This window comes from Rhodoferax sp. RT4P68, from assembly GCF_056521305.1.
In genome coordinates, this window is the sequence record NZ_JBWMBB010000001.1 from 247,479 (window position 1) to 272,018 (window position 24,540).

23 protein-coding genes are annotated in these 24,540 nt (G+C 68.8%); 20 read left to right on the top strand and 3 right to left on the bottom strand.

What is annotated here, in order from left to right; genetic code table 11:
• The first annotated feature begins 8 nt into the window (after nt 1-8).
• From hcaB to AC099J_RS01130, 10 genes are all read left to right on the top strand, one after another.
• The gene (gene hcaB / locus AC099J_RS01085; RefSeq protein WP_479613345.1) at nt 9-803 is read left to right on the top strand and encodes a 3-(cis-5,6-dihydroxycyclohexa-1,3-dien-1-yl)propanoate dehydrogenase; all 795 of its coding nucleotides are present in this window, start codon (nt 9-11) and stop codon (nt 801-803) included.
• Between the two features lie 120 nt (nt 804-923).
• On the top strand, nt 924-1,958 hold the full coding sequence (locus AC099J_RS01090) for an NAD(P)H-dependent flavin oxidoreductase (RefSeq protein WP_479613346.1): 1,035 nt from the start codon (nt 924-926) through the stop codon (nt 1,956-1,958).
• Nucleotides 1,959-2,034: 76 nt separating this feature from the next.
• Entirely contained in the window at nt 2,035-3,183 is a 1,149-nt protein-coding gene (locus AC099J_RS01095; RefSeq protein WP_479613347.1) for an ABC transporter substrate-binding protein, read from the top strand.
• Between the two features lie 7 nt (nt 3,184-3,190).
• Nucleotides 3,191-4,990: a feruloyl-CoA synthase gene (locus AC099J_RS01100; protein ID WP_479613348.1), complete on the top strand. Its 1,800-nt coding sequence runs from the start codon at nt 3,191-3,193 to the stop codon at nt 4,988-4,990.
• 60 nt (nt 4,991-5,050) lie between these two features.
• On the top strand, nt 5,051-6,064 hold the full coding sequence (locus AC099J_RS01105; protein WP_479613349.1) for an FAD-binding oxidoreductase: 1,014 nt from the start codon (nt 5,051-5,053) through the stop codon (nt 6,062-6,064).
• 3 nt (nt 6,065-6,067) lie between these two features.
• Nucleotides 6,068-7,120 (top strand): branched-chain amino acid ABC transporter permease, encoded by a 1,053-nt coding sequence (locus AC099J_RS01110; protein WP_479613350.1) that lies wholly within the window; start codon nt 6,068-6,070, stop codon nt 7,118-7,120.
• Nucleotides 7,120-8,922 carry a branched-chain amino acid ABC transporter ATP-binding protein/permease gene (locus tag AC099J_RS01115; RefSeq protein ID WP_479613351.1) on the top strand — a complete coding sequence of 601 codons (1,803 nt, stop codon included), beginning with the start codon at nt 7,120-7,122 and terminating at the stop codon, nt 8,920-8,922. The genes AC099J_RS01110 and AC099J_RS01115 overlap by 1 nt, the downstream gene beginning before the upstream one ends.
• Nucleotides 8,919-9,656: an ABC transporter ATP-binding protein gene (locus AC099J_RS01120; protein WP_479613352.1), complete on the top strand. Its 738-nt coding sequence runs from the start codon at nt 8,919-8,921 to the stop codon at nt 9,654-9,656. The genes AC099J_RS01115 and AC099J_RS01120 overlap by 4 nt, the downstream gene beginning before the upstream one ends.
• 60 nt (nt 9,657-9,716) lie before the next feature.
• Nucleotides 9,717-13,274, top strand: a complete 3,558-nt coding sequence (locus AC099J_RS01125) for an indolepyruvate ferredoxin oxidoreductase family protein (RefSeq protein ID WP_479613353.1) — start codon at nt 9,717-9,719, stop codon at nt 13,272-13,274.
• A gap of 192 nt (nt 13,275-13,466) precedes the next feature.
• A complete protein-coding gene (locus tag AC099J_RS01130; RefSeq protein ID WP_479613354.1) occupies nt 13,467-14,624 on the top strand; it encodes an AI-2E family transporter in 1,158 nt (385 codons plus the stop codon).
• Nucleotides 14,625-14,646: 22 nt separating this feature from the next.
• Here the strand turns inward: AC099J_RS01130 and AC099J_RS01135 are convergent, their stop codons facing one another.
• A complete protein-coding gene (locus AC099J_RS01135; RefSeq protein WP_479613355.1) occupies nt 14,647-14,997 on the bottom strand; it encodes a DUF1304 domain-containing protein in 351 nt (116 codons plus the stop codon).
• 100 nt (nt 14,998-15,097) lie between these two features.
• On the opposite strand from AC099J_RS01135, the gene AC099J_RS01140 reads away from it, so the two are divergent.
• Genes AC099J_RS01140 through AC099J_RS01155 form a run of 4 tightly spaced genes read left to right on the top strand, consistent with a single transcriptional unit; the run spans nt 15,098 to nt 17,791 of the window.
• Entirely contained in the window at nt 15,098-15,337 is a 240-nt protein-coding gene (locus AC099J_RS01140) for a cysteine-rich CWC family protein (protein WP_479613356.1), read from the top strand.
• A gap of 33 nt (nt 15,338-15,370) precedes the next feature.
• Entirely contained in the window at nt 15,371-15,559 is a 189-nt protein-coding gene (locus AC099J_RS01145; protein ID WP_479613357.1) for a 4-oxalocrotonate tautomerase, read from the top strand.
• A 13-nt stretch (nt 15,560-15,572) separates the two neighbouring features.
• Nucleotides 15,573-17,024, top strand: coding sequence for an MFS transporter (locus tag AC099J_RS01150; protein ID WP_479613358.1), 1,452 nt, complete (start codon nt 15,573-15,575; stop codon nt 17,022-17,024).
• Between the two features lie 2 nt (nt 17,025-17,026).
• Nucleotides 17,027-17,791 carry a class II glutamine amidotransferase gene (locus tag AC099J_RS01155; protein ID WP_479613359.1) on the top strand — a complete coding sequence of 255 codons (765 nt, stop codon included), beginning with the start codon at nt 17,027-17,029 and terminating at the stop codon, nt 17,789-17,791.
• A gap of 78 nt (nt 17,792-17,869) precedes the next feature.
• Here AC099J_RS01155 and AC099J_RS01160 read toward each other — a convergent pair whose 3' ends face one another.
• Nucleotides 17,870-19,540, bottom strand: coding sequence for a class I adenylate-forming enzyme family protein (locus AC099J_RS01160; protein ID WP_479613360.1), 1,671 nt, complete (start codon nt 19,538-19,540; stop codon nt 17,870-17,872).
• A gap of 252 nt (nt 19,541-19,792) precedes the next feature.
• On the opposite strand from AC099J_RS01160, the gene AC099J_RS01165 reads away from it, so the two are divergent.
• Genes AC099J_RS01165 through AC099J_RS01190 form a run of 6 tightly spaced genes read left to right on the top strand, consistent with a single transcriptional unit; the run spans nt 19,793 to nt 23,582 of the window.
• Complete coding sequence (locus AC099J_RS01165; RefSeq protein ID WP_479613361.1) at nt 19,793-20,521, top strand: SDR family oxidoreductase; 729 nt, start codon at nt 19,793-19,795, stop codon at nt 20,519-20,521.
• Nucleotides 20,521-21,144: a DsbA family protein gene (locus tag AC099J_RS01170; protein ID WP_479613362.1), complete on the top strand. Its 624-nt coding sequence runs from the start codon at nt 20,521-20,523 to the stop codon at nt 21,142-21,144. Before AC099J_RS01165 ends, AC099J_RS01170 begins: the two co-directional genes overlap by 1 nt.
• 10 nt (nt 21,145-21,154) lie before the next feature.
• The gene (locus AC099J_RS01175) at nt 21,155-22,132 is read left to right on the top strand and encodes an NAD(P)H-dependent flavin oxidoreductase (RefSeq protein WP_479613363.1); all 978 of its coding nucleotides are present in this window, start codon (nt 21,155-21,157) and stop codon (nt 22,130-22,132) included.
• 5 nt (nt 22,133-22,137) lie between these two features.
• Entirely contained in the window at nt 22,138-22,944 is an 807-nt protein-coding gene (locus AC099J_RS01180; protein ID WP_479613364.1) for an IclR family transcriptional regulator, read from the top strand.
• A gap of 51 nt (nt 22,945-22,995) precedes the next feature.
• Entirely contained in the window at nt 22,996-23,268 is a 273-nt protein-coding gene (locus tag AC099J_RS01185) for a YlcI/YnfO family protein (protein WP_479613365.1), read from the top strand.
• Nucleotides 23,265-23,582, top strand: a complete 318-nt coding sequence (locus tag AC099J_RS01190) for a type II toxin-antitoxin system RelE/ParE family toxin (RefSeq protein WP_479613366.1) — start codon at nt 23,265-23,267, stop codon at nt 23,580-23,582. The genes AC099J_RS01185 and AC099J_RS01190 overlap by 4 nt, the downstream gene beginning before the upstream one ends.
• A gap of 7 nt (nt 23,583-23,589) precedes the next feature.
• Here AC099J_RS01190 and gshB read toward each other — a convergent pair whose 3' ends face one another.
• Entirely contained in the window at nt 23,590-24,537 is a 948-nt protein-coding gene (gshB, locus tag AC099J_RS01195) for a glutathione synthase (RefSeq protein ID WP_479613815.1), read from the bottom strand.
• Between the last annotated feature and the right edge of the window lie 3 nt (nt 24,538-24,540).

A 24,540-nucleotide genomic window follows, 5' to 3' on the forward strand; every position in this document is an offset into this window, starting at 1 on the left:
ACAGGATCATGGGATGGCTTGATGGCAATGTGGCCCTGGTGACCGGCGGCGGTTCGGGCATCGGGCGGGCGGTGGTGAAACGCTTCCTCGCCGAAGGCGCGGTGGGCGTCGGCGTGCTGGTGCGCAGCCAGGAACACGTGGACTCGCTGCAGGCCGAGTTCGGCGCGCGGGTCTGCGTGACGGTGGGCGACGTGCGTTCGCCGGTGGACAACGTGTCGGCGGTGGAGCGCACGGTCCAGGCCTACGGCAAGCTCGACACGCTGGTCGGCAATGCTGGCGTGTGGGACTTCTTCGCGAGCCTGGAAAAACTGAGCGCGCAGGATCTGGACGCCAGCTTCGACGAGATCTTCGCGGTCAACGTCAAGGGCTATGTGCTGGCGGCCCGTGCGGCCGTGGCCCACCTGCGGCGCAGCGGCGGCAGCATGATCTTCACGCTGTCCAACGCTGCCTTCTACCCCGGTGGCGGCGGGCCGCTGTACGTGGCCTCCAAGCACGCCGGTGTGGGGCTGGTGAAGCAGCTGGCCTATGAGCTGGCGCCCGACGTGCGCGTCAACGCGGTGGCACCCGGTGGCACCAACACACCGCTGCGCGGCCCGGCCACGCTGGGGCGCCAGGATCAGCGCCTGTCGGAGATCCCCGGCTTCCAGGCTTCGGTGGCCGAGTCCATGCCGCTGAAGTTCATGGCCCAGCCGGACGACCACGCCGGGCACTACGTGCTGCTGGCCTCCAAGGCCAATTCGCGCGCCACCACGGCGACCATCGTCCACAGCGATGGGGGTTGGGAGATCCGGCGCGCGCGCTGAGCGGTTCCCGCCAGGCATTCACCACGCAAGGCCATGTGCCCACGCCCCGATGTGTCGGGGTGCGGGGACGCGTGCGCCCCGCGCAAGCCCGCAAGGGTGTTCACACACACGAGCCAACCCATGTCCCCTCACATCCCCGCGTCGAACGAACGCGCCACCGGCGGCCTGACGCCGGCGCAGGTCGACTTCCTGGCGCTGCTGCAGCAGTGCGCCCTGCCGCTGATGGCCGCGCCCATGTTCCTGGTCTCCGGCCCCGAGCTGGTGGTGGCCTGCGCCCGGGCCGGCGTGATCGGCAGCTACCCGGCCGCCAATGCGCGCACGGTCGAGATGCTCGACGAATGGCTGGCCCGCACCGTGGACGGCCTGGAGAACGCCGGCACCGGCGTGCCGTTCGCACTGAACATGATCGTGCACAGCACCTACGACCGCTTCGAGCGCGAGCTGGAACTGGTGTGCGAATACCAGCCGCGCATCGTGTCCACCGCGCTGGGCAGCCCGCGCCGGGTGCTGGAGCCGGTGCACGCCTACGGCGGCATTGTGGTGGCCGACGTCGTCAATCCGACGCTGGCGCGCAAGGCGGCCGATGCCGGCGTCGACGTGCTGATCCTGGTGTGCCAGGGCGCAGGCGGCCACACCGGCCAATACAACCCGTTTGCCTTCGTCGCCGAAGTGCGCCGCTTCTGGAGCGGCCCGCTCGGCCTGGCCGGCGCCGTCACGCGCGGCGTGGACATCCGCGCCGCGCAGCGCCTGGGCGTGGACTTCGTCGTCGCGGGCACGCGCTTCATCGCGGCCACCGAAAGCCTGGCCACCCCTCAATACCGCGAGATGCTGGTGCAAAGCCACCTGGAAGATCTGGTGCTGACCAAGGCCGTGTCCGGCGTGGAAGCCAACTGGCTGCGCCCCACGCTGGAGGCGGCCGGCATCCGCGGCGACGCGCTCCAGGCCGAGCAGCGCATCGACTTTTCCGGCGACATCAGCACCCGCAAGAAGGCCTGGAAAGACGTGTGGTCGGCCGGCCACGGCGTGGGCGGCATCGACCGCATCGCCCCGGTGGCCGACATCGTGGCCGAGCTGCGTACCGAGTACCTGCAGGCACTGCGCGCCGAGCAGGCCGAGACCGGCCCCCTGCTCGAACGCCTGGGCGCCCTGCGCTGAACGCGGAATTTTTTTCACCCCCCCGGGCAAGCCTTGACGGGCCGAGCCCATCCACCCCTGATGAAGGAGACAAGAAATGCAAAGACGCAAATGGATGTTGACGGGCCTGGCCACGGCGCTGGCCGCGGCGGGACCGGCGCTGGCGCAACCGCGCGAAGTCGTGGTCGGCGTGTCGCTCAGCGCCACCGGGCCGGCGGCCTCGCTCGGCATTGCCGAGAAGCAGACGCTGGAAATGGCCCCCAAGACCCTGGGCGGCCAGCCGGTGCGCTACGTCATGCTCGACGACGCCACCGACCCCTCGCAGGCGGCCAAGAACGCACGCCGTCTGGTCGATGTCGACAAGGTGGACGTGATCATCGGCTCGACGGCCGTGCCGGCCTCGCTGGCCATTGCCGAAGTGGCCGCGCAGACCCGCACGCCGCAGATCGCGCTGGCGCCGTTCGCGGTCAAGCCCGAGCAGCTGCCCTGGGTGTTCTCGCTGCCGCAGTCGGTCAGCATCATGGCCGGCGCACTGTTCGACCACATGAAGGCCAACGGCGTGAAGACGCTGGGCTACATCGGCTTTGCCGACGCCTGGGGTGAGTCCTGGCTGAAGGAAGCCACGGCGCGCAGCGAGGCCATGGGCATCAAGCTGGTGGCCAGCGAGCGCTATGCCCGCAGCGACACGTCCGTCACAGCGCAAACCTTGAAGCTGGTGGGCGCCCAGGCCGATGCCGTGCTGGTGGGCGCCAGTGGCAGCCCGGCCGCGCTGCCGATGCGTGCGCTGCGCGAGCGTGGCTACAAGGGCCAGATCTACCAGACCCACGGCGTGGCCAACAACGACTTCCTGCGCGTCTCTGGCGCAGCCGACGAAGGCGCCATCCTGCCCTCGGGGCCGGTTCTGGTGGCCGAGCAATTGCCCGACAGCCACCCCTCCAAGGCCATCGGCCTGGCCTACGTGAAGGCCTACGAGGCCAAGCACGGCGCCGGCTCGCGCAACAACTTCGGCGCCTACGCGCAAGACGCCTACCTGGTGCTGGACAAAGCCGTGGCACAGGCCGCGACGAAGAACGCACCGGGCAGCGTGGAGTTCCGCCAGGCCTTGCGCGATGCGATCGAAGGGACCAAGGGGCTGGCGGTCACGCATGGCGTGATCACGATGAGCCCGCAGGACCATTCCGGCTTCGACGTGCGCTCGCGCGTGCTGCTGGGCATCCAGAAGAACGCCTGGCAACTCATCAAGTGAGGACAGCATGAGCTTCTTCGACAACCCCGGCATGCTGGCGCCGCCGCGCGTCACACGCATCGACCTGTCCAAGGGCGGGTTCATCCTGGCCTGCTCCGAACCCCTGGGCGAGGTGACCCGTTGCATCGGCGACTGGTTGGAATATTGGGCCGAACGCACGCCCAACCAGCTCTACCTGGCCGAGCGCGGCCCCGATGGCCACTGGATCCGGCTGACCTATGCCCAGGTGCGCATCCGCGTGGGCCGCATTGCGCAGGGCCTGCTGGACCTGGGCCTGGGGCCGACGCAGCCCGTGGTCTGCCTGTCTGACAACAGCCTGGAGCAGGCGCTGCTGATGCTGGCCACCCTGCACATCGGCCGGCCCTACACCACCGTGTCGAGCGCCTACTCGCGCCTGGCCAAGGAGTTCAGCAAGGTCGTGGCCATCCTGGACGAGCTCGCGCCCGGCGTGATCTATGCGAGCGATGGCGCCGTCTACGGCCCGGCCATCCGCGCCGCCATGGCGAACTGCCCGGTGGTGCTGGGCCACAACGCCTACCAGGTGCAGGGCAGCGTCAGCTTCAGCGAACTGGAACGCAGCGATGAGGGCCCCGCCGTCATGCAGGCGTTCGCGCAGATCACGCCGGACACGCACGCCAAGTACCTGCTGACCTCGGGCTCGACGGGGCGGCCCAAGGCCGTCGTCAACACCCACCGCATGCTGTGCGCCAACCAGAAGCAGGTGCAGCTGAGCTGGCCCTTCCTGAAGGACACGCGGCCCGTGCTCGTCGACTGGCTGCCCTGGAGCCACACCTTCGGCTCGAACTTCACCTTCAACATGGTGCTGGCCAACGGCGGCAGCCTGCACATCGACGAAGGCCGGCCCGTGCCGGGGCAGATGGAAAAGTCGGTGCGCAACCTGCGCGAGGTGCAGCCCAACCTGTACTTCAACGTGCCGCGCGGCTTCGACGCGCTGGCCTCGTTCCTGGAAGAAGACGAGACCTTCGCGCGCGATTTCTTCGGCCGCCTGCGGGCCATGTTCTATGCCGCCGCGGCCTTGCCCCAGTCGACCTGGGACCGCCTGGAGCGCTCGGCCAAGAAGGTGATGGGCGAGGAGGTGTGGTTCACCTCCGCCTGGGGCGCCACCGAGACGGCGCCCCTGCTGACCAACGTGCACTGGCGGCTGGACGGGCCGGGCAACATCGGCCTGCCGGTGGCGGGCACGGCCATCAAGTTCCTGCCCAACGGCGACAAGCTGGAGATGCGCGTCAAGGGGCCGCAGGTATTCGCGGGCTACCTGAACAACCCGCAAGGCACTGCCGACGCGTTCGACGAGGACGGCTACTACGTGATCGGCGACGCCGGCCGGCTGGTGGACGCGAAGTTGCCCGAGAAGGGCATCGCCTTCAACGGCCGCGTGGCAGAAGACTTCAAGCTGACCACCGGCACCTGGGTCTCGGTGGGCACCTTGCGCGTGGCCGCCGTGACGGCACTGGCGCCCTTTGCGCAAGACGTCGTCATCACCGGCCATGACCGCGACGCCGTGGGCCTGTTGATCTTCCCCACGCCGGAGGCCGCCAAGCTGGCGCCGCAGCAGCTGCACACCCACGTGCGCGAGGGCCTGCGCAAGTTGCGCGCCGAAGCCGGTGGTGGCGCCTCGCAGTGCCCCGGCATGGCCCTCGTGCTGCAGGAGCCGCCCAGCCTGGACGCCGGTGAGATCACCGACAAGGGCTACATCAACCAGCGCGCCGTGCTCACGCGCCGGGCCGAGGACGTGCTGATGCTGCACACCAACCCGCAGTCCGACCGCGTCATCTTTCTCAAATAAGAACCGACCGCCGTGCCTGCCGCATGCAGCGGCGGGCCGGCAACCCCCATGGAGGAGAACATGTTCCAGATTCGAATCGACCCGGCCGGTGGGCAATTTGCCTGCCGTCCGGACCAGACCGTGCTCGACGCGGCCGTCGCCGCCGGTTATTGGCTGCCACACAGTTGCCGCATCGGCACCTGCGGCACCTGCCGACTGCCGTTGGAGACCGGCGGCATCAGCTATACCGATGCGGTGCCCGGCGCCACGGCGCTGGCAGAAACGCCGGTGGGCGAATGCCTGGCTTGCCAGGCCCGCCCACTGGCCGACCTGGTGCTGCGCGCGCCGGGCGTGCCGGCCGAGCCGGGGCAGCGCGTCGTGCAGGCCGGCGCGCGCGTGGTCGACGTGCAGCGCCCCAGTGCCGATGTCACGGTGGTGCGGTTGCAGGTGCCACCCGCGTCGGGCTGGCGTTTCAAGGCCGGCCAATACGCCGAGGTGGTGCTGCGCGACGGCACGCGGCGCAGCTATTCCATGGCCAACGCGCCCAACGAAGAGGGCCTGCTGGAATGGCATGTCCGCCGCATCGAAGGCGGGCGCTTTTCTGCCCACGCCTACGACAAGCTCAAGGCACGCGACCTGCTGCGCATCGAAGGGCCGTTCGGCAGCTTCACCTTGCGCGAGGGCACGGCGCCCGTCGTGCTGCTGGCCTCGGGCACCGGCTACGCGCCCATCGCCTCGATGCTGGCAGCGCACGGCGCGCAGCTGGCCGAGCGCGGGGCGGTGCTGTATTGGGGCGGGCGCCGCGCGGAAGACCTGTACGGCGCGCCGTCGCTTTCGCAATGGCACGACGCGCACCCCGGCGTGCGCCTGGTGCCGGTGCTGTCCGACCCCAGCGACGCTTGGGCCGGCCGGCGCGGCATGGTGCATACGGCCGTGCTGGAGGACTGGCCCGACCTGCGCCGCCACGAGGTCTACGCCTGTGGCCACCCGCTGATGGTCGACGCGGCCCGGCGCGATTTCACGCAGCAGGGTCAGCTCGACCCGGCCCATTTCCACAGTGACGCTTTCGTCTTCCGTACCACCGAGGGGAACTGACGCATGGACTTTTCGACAACCGCCATCCTGGCCCAGGATGGCATGACCAACGGCGCGGTCTATGCGCTGCGCGCGATGGCGCTGGTACTGCTGTTCTCGGTGACACGGGTGATCTTCGTGGCGCAGGGCGAACTGGTGGCCTTTGCGGCGCTGACGCTGGCGGCCCTGCAGTCGGGCCAGTGGCCCAACACCGCCTGGCTGCTGCTGGCCTTCGGCTGCTGCGCCTTTGCGCTGGATGCGCTGCAGGCCCTGTGGGCCGCACGGCAGGGCCGCGCCACACCGGCACGCACCTGGCTGGGGAGCGTGGCGCTCAACCTGATGCTGCCACTGGCCCTGGTGGGCGTGCTCAAGGTGGTGCGCTTCGACACGGCGGGCCTGCTGGCGCAACTGGCGATGACGGTCGCGCTCATCGTCCCCATGGGCGCCATGATCTACCGGCTGGTGTTCCAGCCGGCGATGAACGCCTCGGTGCTGGTGCTGCTGATCATGTCGGTCGGCGTGCACTTCGTGCTGATGGGCCTGGGCTTGCTGGCTTTCGGGCCCGAGGGTGCGCGCACCGAGCCGCTGAACGAGACGACATGGAGCTTTGGCGCCCTGGTGCTGTCCGGCCAGAGCCTGCTCGTCGTGCTCGCGTCGGCCGCATGGATTGCCGCGCTCTACCTCGTCTTCACGCACACCCTCACCGGCAAGGCGCTGCGCGCCACCGCCATCAACCGGGCTGGCGCCCGCCTCGTGGGCATTGCGCCGCAGCGTGCCGGCCGCCTAGCCTTTGCGCTGGCCAGCGCCATGGCCGTGCTCGCCGGTGTGCTGATGGGGCCGCTGACCACGGTGCAGTACGACACGGGATTTCTCATCGCGCTGAAGGGCTTCGTCGCCGCCATCGTCGGCGCACTGGCCAGCTACCCGCTGGCGGCCGCCGGCGCATTGCTGGTCGGCCTGATCGAAAGCTATGGGTCCTACTGGGCCAGTGCCTACAAGGAAGTCATCGTCTTCACGCTGATCATCCCGGTGCTGTTCTGGCGCTCGCTGACCACCCGCCACGTCGAGGAAGAATGATGTTTGCACGCTTGTTCGCACGCGGCCCTGCCGTGGTCTTCTTTCTGCTGATGCTCGCGCTGCCGTGGCTGCCCGTGCCGCCGTTCTGGTACACGCTGGGCTGCTACATCGGCGTGGCCGCCGTGGTGGCCATCGGCCTGGTGCTGTTGACCGGTGTCGCCGGCCTCACCTCGTTCGGCCAGGCCGCCTTCGTGGGCCTGGGCGCCTACACCACGGCGCTGCTGTGCACGGCGCACGGCTGGTCGCCCTGGGCCGGCCTGCTGGCGGGCACGGCGCTGTCGGCGGTGGCTGCCGCGCTGATCGGCTCGCTCACGGTGCGGCTGTCGGGCCACTTCCTGCCGCTGGCCACCATCGCCTGGGGCCTGTCGCTGTACTACCTGTTCGGCACGCTGGAGTTTCTGGGCAAGTACGACGGCCTGGTGGGCATCCCCCCGATCGCCATCGGCCCCTGGGTGCTGGACACGCCCGACAGGGTGTTCCCGCTCATCTGGCTGTGCGTGCTGGGCTGCGTGGTGGTCACGCTCAACGTGCTGGACTCGCGACCCGGCCGCACCATCCGGGCGCTGCATGGCGGCGTGGTCATGGCCGAGGCCATGGGCGCCAACACGGCACGCTACAAGCTGGCAGCCTTCGTGATGGCGGCGGCCATGGCCAGCGTGGGCGGGTGGCTCTACGCCCACTTGCAGCGCTCGATCAATGCCACGCCGTTCGGCCTGAACGCGGGCATCGAGTACCTGTTCATGGCCGTGGTCGGCGGTGCCGCCCATGTGTGGGGCGCCATCCTGGGCGCGGGGCTGCTGACGATGCTCAAGGGCGAGCTGCAGGACTGGCTGCCCAGGCTGCTGGGCTCCAGCGGCAACTTCGAGATCGTGGCCTTCGGCCTGATCATCATCGTCGTGCTGCAATTTGCCAGCAGTGGCCTGTGGCCGGGGGTGCAGGCGCTGTGGCGGCGCTGGGTGCCGCAGACCCGCGTCTCCCGCGCGCCGGTGCAGGAGCCCGCAGGCTTTGCCCAGTTGCCCAGCCGGGTGATGCCGGCGCGTGGCGAGTCGGTGCTGCAGGTGCGCAAGGCGCGCAAGCAGTTCGGCGGTCTGCTGGCCGTCAACGACATGGTGTTCGACCTGCATGCCGGCGAGATCGTCGGCTTGATCGGGCCCAACGGGGCCGGCAAGTCGACCATGTTCAACCTCATCACCGGCGTGCTGCCGGTGACCTCGGGCGAGATCCGCTTCCTGGGCCAACGGGTGGACTCGCTGCCCTCGCGCGCCATCGTGCGGCTGGGCGTGGCCCGCACCTTCCAGCATGTGCGCCTGATGCCGGAGATGAGCGTGCTGGAGAACGTGGCCATCGGCGCCTACCTGCGTGGGAACGGCGGCATCGTCGGCGCCGCGCTGCGCACCAACCAGGCCGAAGAAGCGCGGCTGATGCACCTGGCCGCCACCCAGCTGCGCCGTGTCGGCCTGGGCGACCTGCTGGACCAACCGGCCGGCAGCCTCGCGCTGGGCCAGCAGCGCATCCTGGAGATCGCCCGCGCCCTGTGCACCGACCCGGCCGTGCTGCTACTGGACGAGCCGGCCGCCGGCCTGCGCCTGAAGGAAAAGCAATCCCTGGCCGACCTGCTGGGCCAGCTGCGCAAGGAGGGCATGGGCGTGCTGATCGTGGAGCACGACATGGACTTCGTCATGGGGCTGACCGACCGCCTCGTGGTCATGGAATTCGGCACCCTGATCGCGCAGGGCACGCCGGCAGTGGTGCGTGACGATCCCGCTGTGCTGCGGGCTTACCTTGGAGGTGTTGAGCTGTGACCGAACCCATCCTGCAATCGCACAAGTTGTGCGTCGACTATGGCCAGGTGCCGGCGTTGACCAACGCCAGCATCACCGTGCGGCCTGGCCAGATCGTCTGCGTGATCGGCCCCAACGGTGCCGGCAAGTCCAGCCTGCTCAACGCGCTGATGGGCAACCTGCCCGGCAACGGCCGCGTGCGCGGCCAGGTGCGCTATGAGGGGCAGGACATCAGCGGCCTGCCGGTGGAGCGACGCGTGGCCCGTGGCCTGGCCCTGGTGCCCGAATCGCGCGAGCTGTTCAACACCATGAGCATCCAGGACAACCTGGAGCTGGGCGGCTACCTGCAGCGCCGCGCGGGTGCGCAGGCGCGCGACGAACGGCTGGAATCGATCTATGCCACCTTCCCGCGCCTGAAGGAGCGGCGCAGCCAGATGGCCGGCACGCTGTCGGGCGGTGAGCGCCAGATGCTGGTGATCGGCCGTGCGCTCATGAGCTGCCCCAAGGTGCTGATGCTGGACGAGCCGTCGCTGGGCCTGGCCCCGCTGATCATGGACGAGGTGTTCCGCGTCATCTCGCGCCTGCGCGACACCGGCGTGGCCACCCTGCTGATCGAGCAGAACTCGCGCGCTGCATTGAAGGTGTCCGACCACGCCTATGTGCTGGAGCTGGGTGAAACCACGCTGGAAGGCCCGGCGAAGGAACTGCAGCAGCACCCCAAGGTGATCGAGGCCTACCTGGGCCACCGGCATTGATGGCCCCGGCACCACCACCTTCCTGCAAGCACCCCACAAGACCACAGACGAGAGGCCGCCATGGCAACCAAAAAAAGTGAAGCCCCCAACAACTTCACCCAGGAAACAGGGCAGATCCACCTGGGCGGCATCGACGCGATCGTGCGCCTGACGCTGGACCAGGTGCGCACCGATGCACGCCGGGGTTTGAAGACCGGCATGTTCGTCAGCGGCTACCGGGGCTCCCCGGTCGGCATGCTGGACGCGGCGCTCATCAAGCAGCAAAAGCTCCTCTTGTCCCAGCACATCCACTTTGTTGACGGCCTGAACGAAGATCTGGCCGCCACCGCCGTGTGGGGCACACAGATGCTGCACACCGTGGGCAAGCAAAAGTTCGACGGCGTCACCGGCCTGTGGTACGGCAAGGCCCCCGGCGTGGACCGCTCGGGCGATGCGCTCAAGCACGCCAACTACACCGGCATCGGCAAGAACGGCGGCGTGCTGGCCATTGCCGGCGACGACCCCAGCTGCAAGAGCAGCTCGCTGGCCAGCCAGTCCGAGCCCATGCTCATGCACGTGGGCATCCCCAGCCTGTACCCGGCCAACGTGCAGGAGATCCTGGACTACGGCCTGCACGGCTACCAGATGTCGCGCCTGTCCGGCCTGTGGGTGGGCATGAAGATCGTCACCAACGTGGCCGACGGCTCGGGCACGGCCTGCGTCGACCCCGAGCGCCTGGACTTCGTCACGCCCGACCTGACATTCGATGGCGTGCCTTTCGCGCCCCGCATGAACCTGGGCATGAACGTGCGCGCCGAAGCGCTGGAGATGGAGCAATCGCTCTACACCCGGCGCCTGGAAATCGCCAAGCGTTACGCCGCCGCCAACCGGCTCAACCATGTGGTGCTGCCCAACCGCGACGCGTGGCTGGGCATCCTCACCGCCGGCAAGACCTACAACGACCTGCGCCAGACGTTCCTAGAACTCGGCCTGGACGACGCGGCACTGCAGCGCTACGGCATCCGCATCCTGAAGATGGGCATGCTGTTTCCGATGGAGCCGACGGTGGTGCGCGAGTTCGCGCGAGGTCTCGAAGAGATCTTCGTCATCGAAGAGAAGCGCCCGTTCCTGGAGATGTTCGCCAAGAACGTGCTCTATGGCATGGCCAACGCGCCGCGCATCGTCGGCAAGTTCGACGAGGAAGAGCGCGAACTGCTGCCGCACTACGGCGAGTTCGAGTCCGACGTGATCGGCCGCGCGCTCATCCAGCGCTTGTCGCGCAAGGCGCGCGTCGAATCGGCCGACGCCTGGCTGGCGCGGCTGGACGACATCCACGCCCGCGACAAGCTCGCCACCGCCACCCGCACCGCCTGGTTCTGTTCGGGCTGCCCGCACAACAGCTCCACCCAGGCGCCCGAGGGCTCCATCGTCTCGGCCGGCATCGGCTGCCACACCATGGCGATGTGGATGGGCCGCAACGTGGTGATGGGCACCCACATGGGCGCCGAGGGCGCGCAGTGGATCGGCATGGCGCCGTTCACCGACACGCCGCACATCTTCCAGAACATGGGCGACGGCACCTACGCCCACTCCGGCAGCCTGGCCATCCGCTACGCCGCCGCCAACAACGCACGCATCACCTTCAAACTGCTGGTCAATGCGCATACCTCGATGACCGGCGGCCAGGCCATCATGGGCGCGCATCCGGTGGCCAACATGGTGGGCGACCTGCTGGCCAACGGCGTCAGGAAGGTGCTCGTCACCACCGACGACCCCACGCGCTACGCAGGCGTGACGCTGGCCGGCGGCACCGAGGTCTGGCACCGTGACCGGCTCGATGAAGCGCAGCGTTCGCTGGCCGGCGTGGAAGCCACCACCGTGCTCATCCACGACCAGGAGTGCGCGGCCGAGCTGCGCCGCGCCCGCGGCCGGGGCAAGGCCGAGGAGCCGGTGCAGGTCACCGTCATCAACGAGCGCGTGTGCGAAGGCTGCGGCGACTGCGGCGTCAAGTCCAACTGCATGAGCGTGGAGCCGGTGCAGACCGAGTTCGGCCGCAAGACCCGCATCCACCAGAGCTCCTGCAACAAGGATTTCAGCTGCGTCAAGGGCTTCTGCCCGTCGTTCCTCACCGTCACGCCGAACGCACCGCCTGCCACGGGCGACGCGCCGACGAAGAAAAAGAAGGGCCGCATCCCCACGCTGGACGTCGACCTGCCCGAGCCGGTCTCCAAGGTCGACGCCAGTTTCGGCTTCGGCATCCATGTGATGGGCATTGGCGGCACCGGCTCGGTGACGGTCGTGGCCACCATCGCCAACGCCGCGCGGCTCGAAGGCAAACACGTCATCGGCCTGGACCAGACCGGCCTGGCGCAAAAGGGCGGCGCGGTGATCTCCGACATCAAGATCACCAACGCGCCGTTCGACGGCGCCAACAAGATCAGCGACGGCCGTGCCGACCTCTACCTGGGGTTCGACCTGCTCAACGCCACCGACGCCAAGAACCTGGACAAGTGCCACCCCACGCGCACCATCGCCGTGGTGTCGGTCACCCAGACGCCGACCGGCCAGATGATCGCCGACCGCCATGTGCTGTTCCCGGCGCCACGGGTGCTCACGGCCGGCATCGACCGCGTCACGCGCAAGGCCGACAACGTGTACCTGGACGGGCAGGCCATGGCCGAGGGCCTGTTCGGCGATGCGATGGCGACCAACAACTTCATGGTCGGCGTGGCCTTCCAGGCCGGTGCGCTGCCCTTGAAGGCCGAGTCGATCGAGACCGCCATCCGGCAGTCGGGCGTGGGCGTGGAGATGAGTCTGGCGGCCTTTCGCTGGGGCCGCATGGCGGTGGTGGACCGGTGCTTCGTCGAGGCCGAGGTCGCCAGGGCGCGCAGCGGCGCGCCGGCGCCGGCCGCGCTCAGCGCTGCGGCGCTGGCCATCGTCGAGCAAACCGGCGCGCGCGGCGAACTGCGGCGCATGCTGCAAGCGCGTGTGCCCGAGCTGATCGCCTTCCAGGACGAAGCCTACGCACGCCGCTACGCCGAGGTGATCGCGCGCGTGGCGCAGGCCGAGCGCAAGGCCGTGCCCGGCGAGGCCGCGCTGGTCGAGGCGGCAGCGCGCTACCTCTACAAACTCATGGCTTACAAGGACGAGTACGAGGTGGCGCGCCTGCATGCCGACCCGGCGTTTCTGGCCAGCCTGGACGCGCAGTTCCCCCACGGCTACAGCCTGCAGTACCACCTGGCGCCGCCCAGCATCGCCAAGCGCGACGCGGTGACCGGCGCGCTGCAAAAGCGCGCTTTCGGCGGCTGGGTGCTCGGTGCGTTCAAGTGGCTGGCGCGGCTCAAGCGCTTGCGTGGCAGTGCGCTCGATCCCTTCGGCAAGACGGACGAACGCCGGCAGGAGCGCCAGCTGATCGCGGACTACATCGAGGAACTGGACATGGTCTGCGCCCGGCTCAAGCCCGCCAACCACGGCGCGGCCGTGGCCCTCGCGAGCGTGCCGGACGAGATCCGCGGCTACGGGCACGTCAAGGAGAAGAGCGTGGCTGTGGCTCAGACATTGCGCCAGCTGCGCCTGGCCGCGTTTCAAAGGGCGCAGGGCAGCGTCGAGGTGCCAACGCGCCAGGCGGCTGTGGCGTAGCGCCCGGGTGAAGTTCACGCGCCCGGCCGCGCTGGTCCCGGTGGCCCATGGCATCGGGGCTGCGCCACCGGGGGTGACGGATCGCGCAGCCGACCCGCACGGGGACCACGCCCCGGCACGCGTCGCCGTCCCACAAACCGGCCCGTCGATTCCCGATACGATCCAGCCCATCTTGCGCTCCCTCGTATTTCCATGAACGGCCTGCCCCCCGAATCGCCTCCCGCCCTCGAACAGAAGGCCTTCATCCTGCTGCTGCTCGTGGTCTCAGTGGCGTTCGGGTGGATCCTGCTGCCGTTCTACGGCGCCGTGTTCTGGGGGGCCGTGCTGGCCATCGTGTTCGCGCCGGTCTACCGCAAGCTGTTGGCCAAGGTCGGTGGGCGGCGCACCGTCGCGGCCTTGCTGACGCTGCTGGGGATTCTGGTGCTGGTGTTCCTGCCGATGTCGCTGATCACCGCCTCGCTGATCCAGGAAGGCACGTCGCTGGTCGAGCGCATGCGCGAGGGCGACATCAGCCTGGCCGGCTATGCGAACCAGATCTACGCCGCGCTGCCCGACTGGTTCACCCAGTTGCTGGGCCGCTTCGGGCTGGACAACCTCTCCTTGCTGCAGCAACGCCTGACGACGGCGCTGAACGAAGGCGGTCAGAAGATTGCGCAGAGCGCGCTGAACATCGGGCAGAACACCTTCGATTTCGTGGTCGGCTTTTTCATCATGCTGTACCTGCTGTTCTTTCTGTTGCGCGACGGTGCGCAGCTGTCGCGGCGCATGCGCGATGCGATTCCGCTGAACGCCCGGTACCTGCGCAACCTCTCGGGCAAGTTCATCACCGTCATTCGCGCCACCGTCAAGGGCAACATCGCCGTGGCCGTGGTGCAGGGCGCGCTGGGCGGGCTGGCCTTCTGGTTCCTGGACATCCATGCGCCCGTGCTGTGGGCGGTGCTGATGGCGTTTCTGTCGCTGCTGCCGGCCGTGGGCGCCGGCCTCGTCTGGGGGCCGGTGGCGCTGTACCTGCTGGCCACCGGCGCCACCTTGCCGGGCATCGGCCTGGTGGTCTATGGCGTGCTGGTGATCGGCCTGGTCGACAACGTGCTGCGCCCACTGCTGGTGGGCAAGGACACCAAGATGCCCGACTACCTGGTGCTGATCAGCACGCTGGGCGGCATGGCGGTGTTCGGGTTGAACGGCTTCGTCATCGGCCCGCTGATCGCCGCCATGTTCATCGCCGTATGGGACATCTTCTCCACCGAGCAGGCCGAGGCCAATGAGGCGGCCCGCGCCGCGGCCCTGCCGCCGCCGGTGGACGTGCCAGCGCCGGCGGCACTGCAGGCGCCAGAGCGGCCGCTGCCCTGAGCGCAGCGCTTCGAGCGCCCGTTCACAGCAACCAGAGCGCCGCCAGCGCCAGCAACGCCGGCAGCGCCTGCACGAAGAAGATCTTGCGGCTGACCGTCAGCGCGCCGAACAGCCCGGCCACCACCACGCAGCCGAGGAAGAAGGTGGTGATCTCCCGGCCATCGGCGCCCAGGTTCAGCCCCCACACCAGACCTGCGGCCAGAAAGCCGTTGTACAGGCCCTGGTTGGCGGCCAGCACCTTGGTGGTCTCGGCCTTCTCGGGCGTGTTGCCGAAGGTCTTCATGCCATAGGGCTTGTCCCACAGGAACATCTCCAGCACCAGGAAATACAGGTGCAGGGCGGCCACCAGTGCGACCAGGACATTGGCAAGCATCTTGTTCTCCTTGTTGTGCGAACGGCCCATTGTGAGGGGCTTGCATGACCGGCCCTTTGGCCCACGGTGGGCATGGCGGCGCCGGCCTACACTGGCCCGCATGTCCACTTCGACAAAGGGGCCCGCCGTGCCCCCGGACCCCGGCCGGTGCCCCTTGTGCGGCGCTGCCAACGGCTGTGCCCTGCAGGCGGTTCCCGGCGCCTCACAGGGCGTCAAACCCCTGGATTGCTGGTGCAAGGTCACCGACTTCGCACCCGGCGTGCTCGACCGTATTCCCGCCGCGCTGCGCGGGCGCGCCTGCGTCTGCGCGCAGTGCGCCAGGGGCGAGGCCGGCGGCTAACATCCCCGGCTTTCAATCACATCGGAGTACCCCATGCCCACCTACCACGTCGAAATGATGGAAGGCCGCACCCTCGAACAGAAGAAGAAGCTGGTCGCCGAGCTGACGCGCGTGTCGGTCGAGGTCCTGGGCGGCTCGCCTGAATCGGTGGACGTGATCATCACGGACATCCAACGCCAGAACTGGGCCACCGGCGGCGTGCTGTGGTCCGAGAAGAAGTAATGGCCCATCTGCGTTGAGCGCGCCGGCCACCCTGCCCGAACTGCAGGCCCGCTACGGGCCGCGCTACCGCTGGCTGCTGCTGCTGTCGGTGATGGTGGGGACCATGGCCTCCATCATGTCCTCCACCATCGTGAACGTGGCCGTGCCGGACATGAGCCAGCATTTCGCGCTGACCCCTTCGCGCGCCACCTGGGTCAGCTCGGGATTCATGGTCGCCATGACCAGCTCCATGCTGACCACGCCCTGGCTCCTGGCACGCTACGGCTACCGCATGACGTGCTACGGCGCAGTGGGCCTGTTGCTGGTCGGCGGTGTCGTCGGCGGGCTGGCCGGCAACTATCCGCTGGTGCTGGCCGCGCGCGTGGTCGAAGGCCTGGCGGCCGGCGTGCTGCAACCGATCCCGGCCATCATCATCCTGCGGGCGTTCGAGCCGCATGAGCAGGGCCGCGCCAGCGGCATCTTCGGCATGGGGGTGGTGCTGGCGCCGGCGCTGGGCCCCAGCATCGGTGGCGTGCTGGTCGACCTGTTCGGCTGGCGCTCCATCTTCTTCATGGTGGTGCCCTTGTGCCTGGCTGCGCTGTGGCTGGCGCGCAAGTTCGTGCCCGTCACGGCGCCGGGTGGCGGCGCGGTCGACCGGGGTGCCGCGCTCGATTGGCGCGGCCTGGTGCTCGGCACGGTCGGCACGCTGTGCCTGCTCAATGGCATGGTCGAGCTGCACGATGGCGCGCTGGCGCGGGCGGCTGCGCTGCTGGCCGGCACAGCGGCGGCATTCGGCCTGTTCCTGTGGTGGCAGCGGCGGCTGGCGGCACAGGGGGGCGCGCCGCTGATGAACCTGGCGCTCTTCCGCTACCGCCAGTTCGCCATGGGCAGCGTGGTGTCTCTCATCTACGGCACGGCGCTGTTCGGCTCTACCTACCTGCTGCCGGTCTACATGCAGTCAGGCCTGGGATTGTCGGCCTCGTATGTGGGCACCATCCTGATGCCGGCGGGCCTGGTGCTGGCGGGCGTGCTGGTGGGCGTGGGCCGCCTGGCCGACCGCATGCCGGCCTCGCTTTTGGTCAGCACCGGGCTGGCGCTGCTGGCCGCGTCGTTCGCGTTGATGGTCACGATCTCGCTCTCCACCTCGATCTGGTGGCTGGTGGCCTGGGCGATCCTGGGGCGCATCGGCCTGGGCTTCATCCTGCCATCGCTGAACCTGGGCGCCATGCGCGGGCTGGACAAGGCGTTGATCCCGCAGGGTGTCAGCGCCATCAATTTCTTGCGCATGCTGGGCGGCGCGGCCGGCATCAGCCTGTGCGGCATCGTGCTCGAATGGCGGCTGGCCGTGCATGGCGACAGCATGGCCAACCCCGTCACCAGCCCGGCGCGGCTGGCGGCGTTCAACGAATCGTTTTTGATGCTGGCCGCGTTGTGCGCGCTGGCCATCGTCGCGGCGCGCCAGTTGCGCCCGGCGCAGGGAGAGTAGACATGTGCCAACTGCTCGGCATGAACTGCAACACGCCGACCGACGTGGTGTTCAGCTTCACCGGTTTTGCCGAACGCGGCGGCCGCACCGACCACCACAGCGACGGCTGGGGCATCGCGTTCTTCGAGGGCCACGGGCTGCGGCATTTCGTGGACCACCAGGGCGCCTGCGAATCGCCCGTGGCCGAGCTGATCCGCCGCTACCCGATCAAGAGCCGCAACGTGATCTCGCACATCCGCAAGGCCACGCAAGGCGCCATCGCGCTGGAGAATTGCCACCCCTTCGTGCGCGAGCTGTGGGGCCGTTACTGGGTGTTTGCGCACAACGGCGATCTGAAGGACTTTCACCCCCGGCTGCACGCCGCCTACCACCCGGTGGGCACCACCGACAGCGAACGCGCGTTCTGCTGGATCCTGCAGGAGCTGGCCAAGTCGCATGCCGGCGTGCCCACGGTGGAGGAGCTGACGCTGACGCTGCGCGAGCTGGCCCCACGCATCGCGCGCCACGGCACGTTCAACTTCCTCTTGTCCAACGGCCAGGCGCTGTGGGCGCATGCCTCCACGCACCTGCACTACGTGGAGCGTCGGCACCCGTTCGCCCACGCGCAGTTGACCGACGAGGAGCTGTCGGTCGACTTCGCCACGGTGACCACGCCCAACGACCGCGTGGCCGTGGTGGTGACAGCGCCGCTGACCACCAACGAAGCCTGGACGGCGTTTGCGCCGGGCGAGCTGAAGGTGTTCGTCGACGGCGCCCTGTCGATGTAGCTACCGACGCGCCGGCAACACGTCTGCACGCCGGGCGTGATGCGGGGCGCTCGCCACTGAGGCGGCGCTACCCGTCTTTTAGGGCATGGGCGTTCGGGCCTGTTCCTTCAGCACGTTTTTCAGCACCTTGCCGTTCGGTGCCGACGGCAGGGCTGCCATCAGCCGGATCTCGCTGGGCTGCTTGTAGGGCGACAGCTGTTCGCGCAGATAAGCGCGCAGCTGCGCCTCGTCGATCACCATGCCGTGCCGGGTCTCCAGGAAGGCCACGATCTCCTCGTTGGCACCGGCCTCGCGCCCGACCACGGCCGACTGCACCACGCCCGGGTAGGCGTTCAGTACCTGCTCGATCTCCAGCGGGTACACGTTGAAGCCCGATCGGATGATCAGCTCCTTGCTGCGCCCCGTGATGAACAGCGCACCATCGGCGGCCATGCGCGCCATGTCGCCGGTGTTGAACCAGCCGGCCGCGTCCAGCACAGCGGCCGTCAGCTCGGCGTTGCGGTAGTAGCCCTGCATCACGCCGGGGCTGCGCACCCACAGCTCGCCGACCTCACCCGGCGCCACATCGCGCCCGGCGGCATCGACCAGGCGCAGCTCGACCTGCGGCAGCGCCGGGCCCACCGAGCAGTCCTCGCGCGGTGCTTCCTCGCGGGTCTGCGCGACGGTGGGCGCGGTCTCGGTCAGGCCGTAGCCGTTTTGCAGTGGCAGGCCGAAGGTGTGTTCCACGTCGGCCTTGAGCGGCGGCGTCAGCGGCGAGCCGGCCACGCTGATGAGGCGCAGCGCCGGGGCGCCGATCGACTCGCCGCGCTGGCGCGTCCATTCGAGGATGCGGGCGTACAGCGCCGGCACCCCGGTGAACACGGTCACGCCCTCGCGCCGCAGCGCATCCACGGTGCGCTCGGCCGAGAACTGCGGCGCCAGCAGCAGCTGGGCGCCGGCGCACATGGCGCCCAGGAACTGGGTCGACAGGCCCACCACGTGCGCCATCGGCAGCACGCCGTAGATGACATCGCCCGGCCCCAGCCCCCGGATGTCGCGCGCGGCCTGCGCCACGAAGCGCAGGTTGGCGTGCGTCAGCATCACGCCCTTGGGCGCGCCGGTCGTGCCCGAGGTGTAGACCAGGGCCGCCACCTGCGCGCGCGGGTCGGCGTGGCACGGTTCGGGCACGGCCGCGTCGGCAAGCGGGCCGATGGCGATGTCGCCCAGCGTGCCAGTCACGCCCGCGAACGGCGAGGCGCCATGGCGTTCGGCGTGCGCGCCGGCATCGGGCGAGACATGGCGCAGGTACAGCGCGCGCCGCGCCCCGGAATGCGCGATGAACTGGTCGATCTCGCGTGCCGAGAGCCGCGCGTTGACGACCACGGCCCAGGCGTCAAGCCGGCTCAGCGCCAGGAACAGCACGCACAGCGCGACACAGTTCTCGCCCACGATCAGTACCCGGTCGCCGGCGCGCACGCCCGCGTCCTGCAGGTGGCGCGCCATCTGTTCCAGCTGCAGTCCGAGCCCGCCGTAGCGCAGCGTGACGAACGCATCGCGCAAGGCCGGCGCATCGGGCTGGCGCTCCAGCCAGGGCGCCAGCAGTTCGTGCACGCGCTGCGGTGCGGGAAGCGTCTCCTTGTGCACGGCATCGTCACGGGCCTGGCGGACTCCGGTACGCGGCGCATCGGGCGGCAGATCGGTTCTCACCGGGGTACTTTCGGCGTCGCCTTCGGTGCGTGTTGGCTTGGGGCGGCCCGGCGCGTCGCTCATGCAGTCTCCTTGTAGGTTGGGGCGGCAGTGTAGGCAGCCGACGCCTGCGTGTGGCAAAGACCGGAACTGCAGTGCAGAACGCACGTACGGTCGAAATAGATTCACGTGTTCCTGCCACTGGCAGAAGCTCGTGCTTGTTCTGCAGTGCAGTTTTACGTTGCGTAACCGATGCACCGCTGCCGCCATGTCCACCCCACAATGAACCGGCCCGATGAAAGTCATCTGGCATTCGACGACAACAAGGACATCGCCATGAGTGAGAAGAAAGCCATCCTCGTGATCGGCGCCGGAGACGCCACCGGCGGCGCGATCGCGAAGCGGTTTGCCCGCGAGGGCTACATCGCCTGCGTGACCCGCCGCACCGCGGACAAGCTGGTGCCGCTGGTGCAGGAGATCGAGGCCGCGGGCGGCCAGGCCCACGGGTTTGCCAGCGACGCACGCAAGGAGGAAGACATGGTTGCGCTGGTCGACAACATCGAGCGCAACATCGCCCCCATCGAGGTGGCGGTGTTCAACATCGGCGCCAACGTGCGCTTCGGCATCGCCGACACCACGACGCGCGTGTACACCAAGGTGTGGGAGATGGCCTGCCTGGGCGGCTTTCTCATGGGCCGCGAAACCGCCAGGTGCATGCTGCCGCGCGGCCGCGGCACCATCATCTTCACCGGCGCCACGGCCAGCCTGCGTGGGCGCGAGGGCTACGCCGCATTCGCCAGCGCCAAGCACGCCTTGCGCGCACTGGCGCAGAGCATGGCGCGCGAACTCTGGCCCAAGGGCATCCACGTGGCGCACCCGATCATCGACGGCGCGATCGACACCGAGTTCATCCGCAGCAACTTCCCCGAGCGCTACGCAGTGAAGGACCAAGGCGGCATCGTCTTGCCCGACAGCATTGCCGATGCGTACTGGCAGATCCACATGCAGCCGCGCAACGCCTGGACGCACGAGACCGAACTGCGCCCCTGGATGGAGTCCTGGTAATGGCACCCGTTCAATTCCTGTTCGACTTCGGCAGCCCCAACGCCTACCTGTGCCACAAGGTGCTGCCGCAGATGACGGCCCGCACCGGCGCGGCGGTCGAGTACGTGCCCGTGCTGCTGGGCGGCCTGTTCAAGCTGGCCAACAACCGCTCGCCGGCCGAAGCGTTCGCGGCCGTGCCGAACAAGCGCGCCTACGACGCACTGGAGATGCGCCGCTTCATCGCCGCGCACGGGCTCACGGCCTACCGCTTCAACAGCTTCTTCCCGGTGAACACGCTGCTGATCATGCGCGGCGCTGTCGCGGCGCAGCGGCTGGGCTGCTTCGAGGCGTATGTCGATGCCGTGTTCGCCTGCATGTGGGAGCAGAGCCTGAACATGGCCGACCCGCAGGTCGTGGCGCCCGCGCTGGAGGCGGCCCATCTGCCATCGGCCGCCCTCTTCGCGGCCACGCAGGACGCCGAGGTCAAGCAGCAGCTGCTGGCCAACACGCAGTCCGCCTACGAGCGCGGCGCGTTCGGCTCGCCCACCTTCTTCGTCGGCAGCGAGATGTTCTTCGGCAAGGACCGCCTGCGTGCCGTCGAGGACGAGATCGCCGCGCAACGCGCCCAACCCAACCCGGATTGAGACACCCACCATGCGCACACGCATCACCGAACTGTTCGGCATCGAACACCCCATCATCCAGGGCGGCATGCACTTCGTCGGCCTGGCCGAGCTGGCTGCGGCTGTCTCCAACGCCGGCGGCCTGGGCATCATCACCGGGCTCACGCAGCGCACGCCCGAGCTGCTGGCGCGCGAAATCGCCCGCTGCAGGGAAATGACCGACAAGCCCTTCGGCGTGAACCTCACATTCCTGCCGACCTTCAGCTCGCCGCCCTATGCCGAGTACATCGCCGCGATTGCCGAAGGCGGCGTGCGCGCGGTCGAGACGGCAGGCCGCAGCCCCGAGGCCCACATGGCGGCGTTGAAGGCGGCGGGCATCAAGGTCATCCACAAATGCACCTCGGTGCGGCATTCGCTGAAGGCCGAGAAGATCGGCTGCGACGCGGTGAGCGTGGACGGCTTCGAGTGCGGCGGCCACCCCGGCGAGGACGACGTGCCCAACTTCATCCTGCTGCCACGCGCGGCCGAGGAGCTGAAGATCCCGTTCGTCGCCTCCGGCGGCATGGCCGACGGCCGCAGCCTGGTGGCCGCCCTCGCGCTGGGCGCCGAGGGCATGAACATGGGCACGCGCTTCATCGCCACGCAGGAGGCGCCCGTGCACGACAAGGTCAAGCAGGCCATCGTGGCTGCGTCCGAGCTCGACACGCGGCTCATCATGCGGTCGCTGCGCAACACCGAACGCGTGCTCGACAACGCGGGCGTGCAGCGCCTGCTGGAGATCGAGCGCGAGCGGGGCGAGGCGCTGAAGATCGAGGACATCCACGAGCAGGTCGCGGGCATCTACCCCCGGGTGATGCAGCAGGGCGAACTCGACGCCGGCGCCTGGAGCTGCGGCATGGTGGCCGGCCTGATCCACGACATCCCCACTGTCGCCGATCTCGTCGCGCGCATCATGCGCGAGGCCGAAACGCTCATCGCGCAGCGCCTGGCCGGCCTGCTGCGCGCCTGAAGCGCGTGCCCCGCGCCAGCCCGGCGCCCGCGCCGACGCCCAACGCCAAGGAAGACCGGCATTTCGTCGAAGCGCTGGCGCGCGGCCTCAAGGTACTGCAGTGCTTCGCCTCGGGCGAGGAACGGCTGGGCAACCAGGACCTGGCCGAGCGCTGCGCTCTGCCCAAGTCCACCGTCACGCGCCTGACGTACACGCTGACCAAGCTCGGCTTTCTGCACCACGTGGCCGAGGAGGGCCGCTACCGCCTGGGCATGGCCACGCTCACGCTGGGCGGCACCACCCTGGCGCGGCTGGATGCCAAGGAGGTCAGCCGCCCCCTGATGCAGAAGCTGGCCAACGCCACGCAATGCCTGATCGCGCTGGGCCTGCGCGACGGCATGTCCATGCTCTACATGGAAACCTGCCGCAGCGATTCCATCGTCACGCTGCGCCTGAACATCGGCTCGCGCATTCCGCTGGCGGTCTCGGCCATGGGCCGCGCCTACCTGGCCGCCGCCAAGCCCGGCGCGCGCCGGGGGCTGGAGGACCGCATCCGCGCGCTCGACCCCGCCGGCTGGCCGCGCATCGAGCAGGGCATCGCGCAGGCGGCGGGCGATCTGGCGCAGCACGGGTGCTGCTGCTCGTTCGGCGACTGGCGCAGCGAGGTGCATGCGATTGCGGCGCCGGTGCGCGTCGGCAAGGGGCTGCCGCTGATGGTGCTCAGCGCGGCCGGGCCGAGCGCGATGCCGGCGGAGGTGTTCATGCGGGATGTGCGGCCGCTGTTGCTGGGCACGGTGGAGGAGATCGAGCGGCACTTTCGTGCGCAGGCGTAGTGCAGTGGGCAGGGCGACTTTTGTATCGCATCGGCAATACGATCTGCGGACATGAAGACCGCCACCATCCCCCCGGTTCGGATCGAGCCGCAACTTCGCGACGAAATCGAGCAGTCCTTGCTTCAGGGAGAAACGATGGCGGGGCTGGTCGAGACGGCCGTCCGCGCAGAAGTGACGCGTCGGCGTGAGCACTCCGAATTCATCCGCCGCGGCCTCGCGGCCATCGCGCGAACGGCCATGGCGAACGACGGCATTGCGGCCGACGCCGTGATTGCCAAGCTCGAAGCGAAGCTGGCCGTAGCCCGCAAAGCCAAGCGCGCATGAGTTTTCAGGTCATCTTCAGCCGCGAGGCCGAAGACGATCTCCAGAGGCTGTTCGACCATGTGCCGGAGCGTGCGCTGCACAGTGCGACAGGCGATCTGGAGATTGCGGCCCGCGCCATCGACGCCATCCGCACTGCTTGCCGTGTGCTGGAACTGACACCCTTCAGCTGCAGAAAGGTCGGCGACGGCGCCTTCGTGCGCGAACTCATCATTCCTTTCGGCGCGACTGGCTACGTGGCCATGTTCGAGATCCGGGATGCGCAGGTCGTGCTGATCGGTGCGGTCCGCCATCAGCGCGAGAGCGACTACCACTGAAGCGGTTCTATGTCGCCAGCGCCGCCTCCAGCGCATCGACAAACATCGCCGGCACATCGAACCCCGTCTGCTCCGTGATCTCCTGGAAGCAGGTCGGGCTCGTCACGTTCACTTCCGTCAGGCAGTCGCCGATCGCGTCCAGCCCCACCAGCAGCAGGCCGCGCGCGGCCAGCACCGGGCCGATGGCTTCTGCAATTTCCAGGTCGCGTGCCGAGAGCGGCTGCGCCACGCCCTTGCCGCCTGCTGCCAGATTGCCGCGCACTTCCGAGCCCTGCGGAATGCGCGCCAGCGAGAACGGCACCGGCTTGCCGCCGATCACCAGGATGCGCTTGTCGCCCTGCGTGATCTCGGGCACGAAGCGCTGCACCATGATGGTCTCGGCGCCGTCCTTGTTCAGCGTCTCGACGATGGAGCCCAGGTTCAGCCCGTCGGCCTTCACGCGGAAGATGCCCATGCCGCCCATGCCGTCCAGCGGCTTCAGGATGATGTCGTGGTGCTCGGCGTGGAAGGCGCGCACGTCGGCCGCGCTGCGGGTCACCAGCGTGGGGCTGGTGAACTGCGCGAACTCCATGATGGCCAGCTTTTCCGGGTGGTCGCGCAGCGCGGCCGGCTTGTTGAAGACGCGGGCACCTTCGCGCTCGGCCTGCTCCAACAGGTGCGTGGCGTAGAAGAACTCGCTGTCGAACGGCGGGTCCTTGCGCATCAGCACGGCGTCGAATTCCTTCAAGGCCTTGATCGGCGTGGCGGTCTCGCGAAACCACGCGTCGGGCTCGCCGGTCAGCGTGATCTCGCGCACCTGGGCCTGCACCAGGCCACCGGTGCGCCAGCTGATCTGGCGCGGCTCGCAGACCGTGATGCGGTGACCGCGTCGATGGGCCTCGCGCATCATCGAGAAGGTGGTGTCCTTGTAGATCTTGAAATCTGCCAACGGATCGGCGACGAAGAGGATGTTCATGGA

Coding starts and splice junctions, on each gene's coding strand:
- hcaB (WP_479613345.1), top strand. CDS start 9: ATGGGATGGCTTGATGGCAATGTGGCCCTGGTGACCGGCGGCGGTTCG.
- AC099J_RS01090 (WP_479613346.1), top strand. CDS start 924: ATGTCCCCTCACATCCCCGCGTCGAACGAACGCGCCACCGGCGGCCTG.
- AC099J_RS01095 (WP_479613347.1), top strand. CDS start 2,035: ATGCAAAGACGCAAATGGATGTTGACGGGCCTGGCCACGGCGCTGGCC.
- AC099J_RS01100 (WP_479613348.1), top strand. CDS start 3,191: ATGAGCTTCTTCGACAACCCCGGCATGCTGGCGCCGCCGCGCGTCACA.
- AC099J_RS01105 (WP_479613349.1), top strand. CDS start 5,051: ATGTTCCAGATTCGAATCGACCCGGCCGGTGGGCAATTTGCCTGCCGT.
- AC099J_RS01110 (WP_479613350.1), top strand. CDS start 6,068: ATGGACTTTTCGACAACCGCCATCCTGGCCCAGGATGGCATGACCAAC.
- AC099J_RS01115 (WP_479613351.1), top strand. CDS start 7,120: ATGTTTGCACGCTTGTTCGCACGCGGCCCTGCCGTGGTCTTCTTTCTG.
- AC099J_RS01125 (WP_479613353.1), top strand. CDS start 9,717: ATGGCAACCAAAAAAAGTGAAGCCCCCAACAACTTCACCCAGGAAACA.
- AC099J_RS01130 (WP_479613354.1), top strand. CDS start 13,467: ATGAACGGCCTGCCCCCCGAATCGCCTCCCGCCCTCGAACAGAAGGCC.
- AC099J_RS01135 (WP_479613355.1), bottom strand. CDS start 14,997: ATGCTTGCCAATGTCCTGGTCGCACTGGTGGCCGCCCTGCACCTGTAT.
- AC099J_RS01140 (WP_479613356.1), top strand. CDS start 15,098: ATGTCCACTTCGACAAAGGGGCCCGCCGTGCCCCCGGACCCCGGCCGG.
- AC099J_RS01145 (WP_479613357.1), top strand. CDS start 15,371: ATGCCCACCTACCACGTCGAAATGATGGAAGGCCGCACCCTCGAACAG.
- AC099J_RS01155 (WP_479613359.1), top strand. CDS start 17,027: ATGTGCCAACTGCTCGGCATGAACTGCAACACGCCGACCGACGTGGTG.
- AC099J_RS01160 (WP_479613360.1), bottom strand. CDS start 19,540: ATGAGCGACGCGCCGGGCCGCCCCAAGCCAACACGCACCGAAGGCGAC.
- AC099J_RS01165 (WP_479613361.1), top strand. CDS start 19,793: ATGAGTGAGAAGAAAGCCATCCTCGTGATCGGCGCCGGAGACGCCACC.
- AC099J_RS01170 (WP_479613362.1), top strand. CDS start 20,521: ATGGCACCCGTTCAATTCCTGTTCGACTTCGGCAGCCCCAACGCCTAC.
- AC099J_RS01175 (WP_479613363.1), top strand. CDS start 21,155: ATGCGCACACGCATCACCGAACTGTTCGGCATCGAACACCCCATCATC.
- AC099J_RS01185 (WP_479613365.1), top strand. CDS start 22,996: ATGAAGACCGCCACCATCCCCCCGGTTCGGATCGAGCCGCAACTTCGC.
- AC099J_RS01190 (WP_479613366.1), top strand. CDS start 23,265: ATGAGTTTTCAGGTCATCTTCAGCCGCGAGGCCGAAGACGATCTCCAG.
- gshB (WP_479613815.1), bottom strand. CDS start 24,537: ATGAACATCCTCTTCGTCGCCGATCCGTTGGCAGATTTCAAGATCTAC.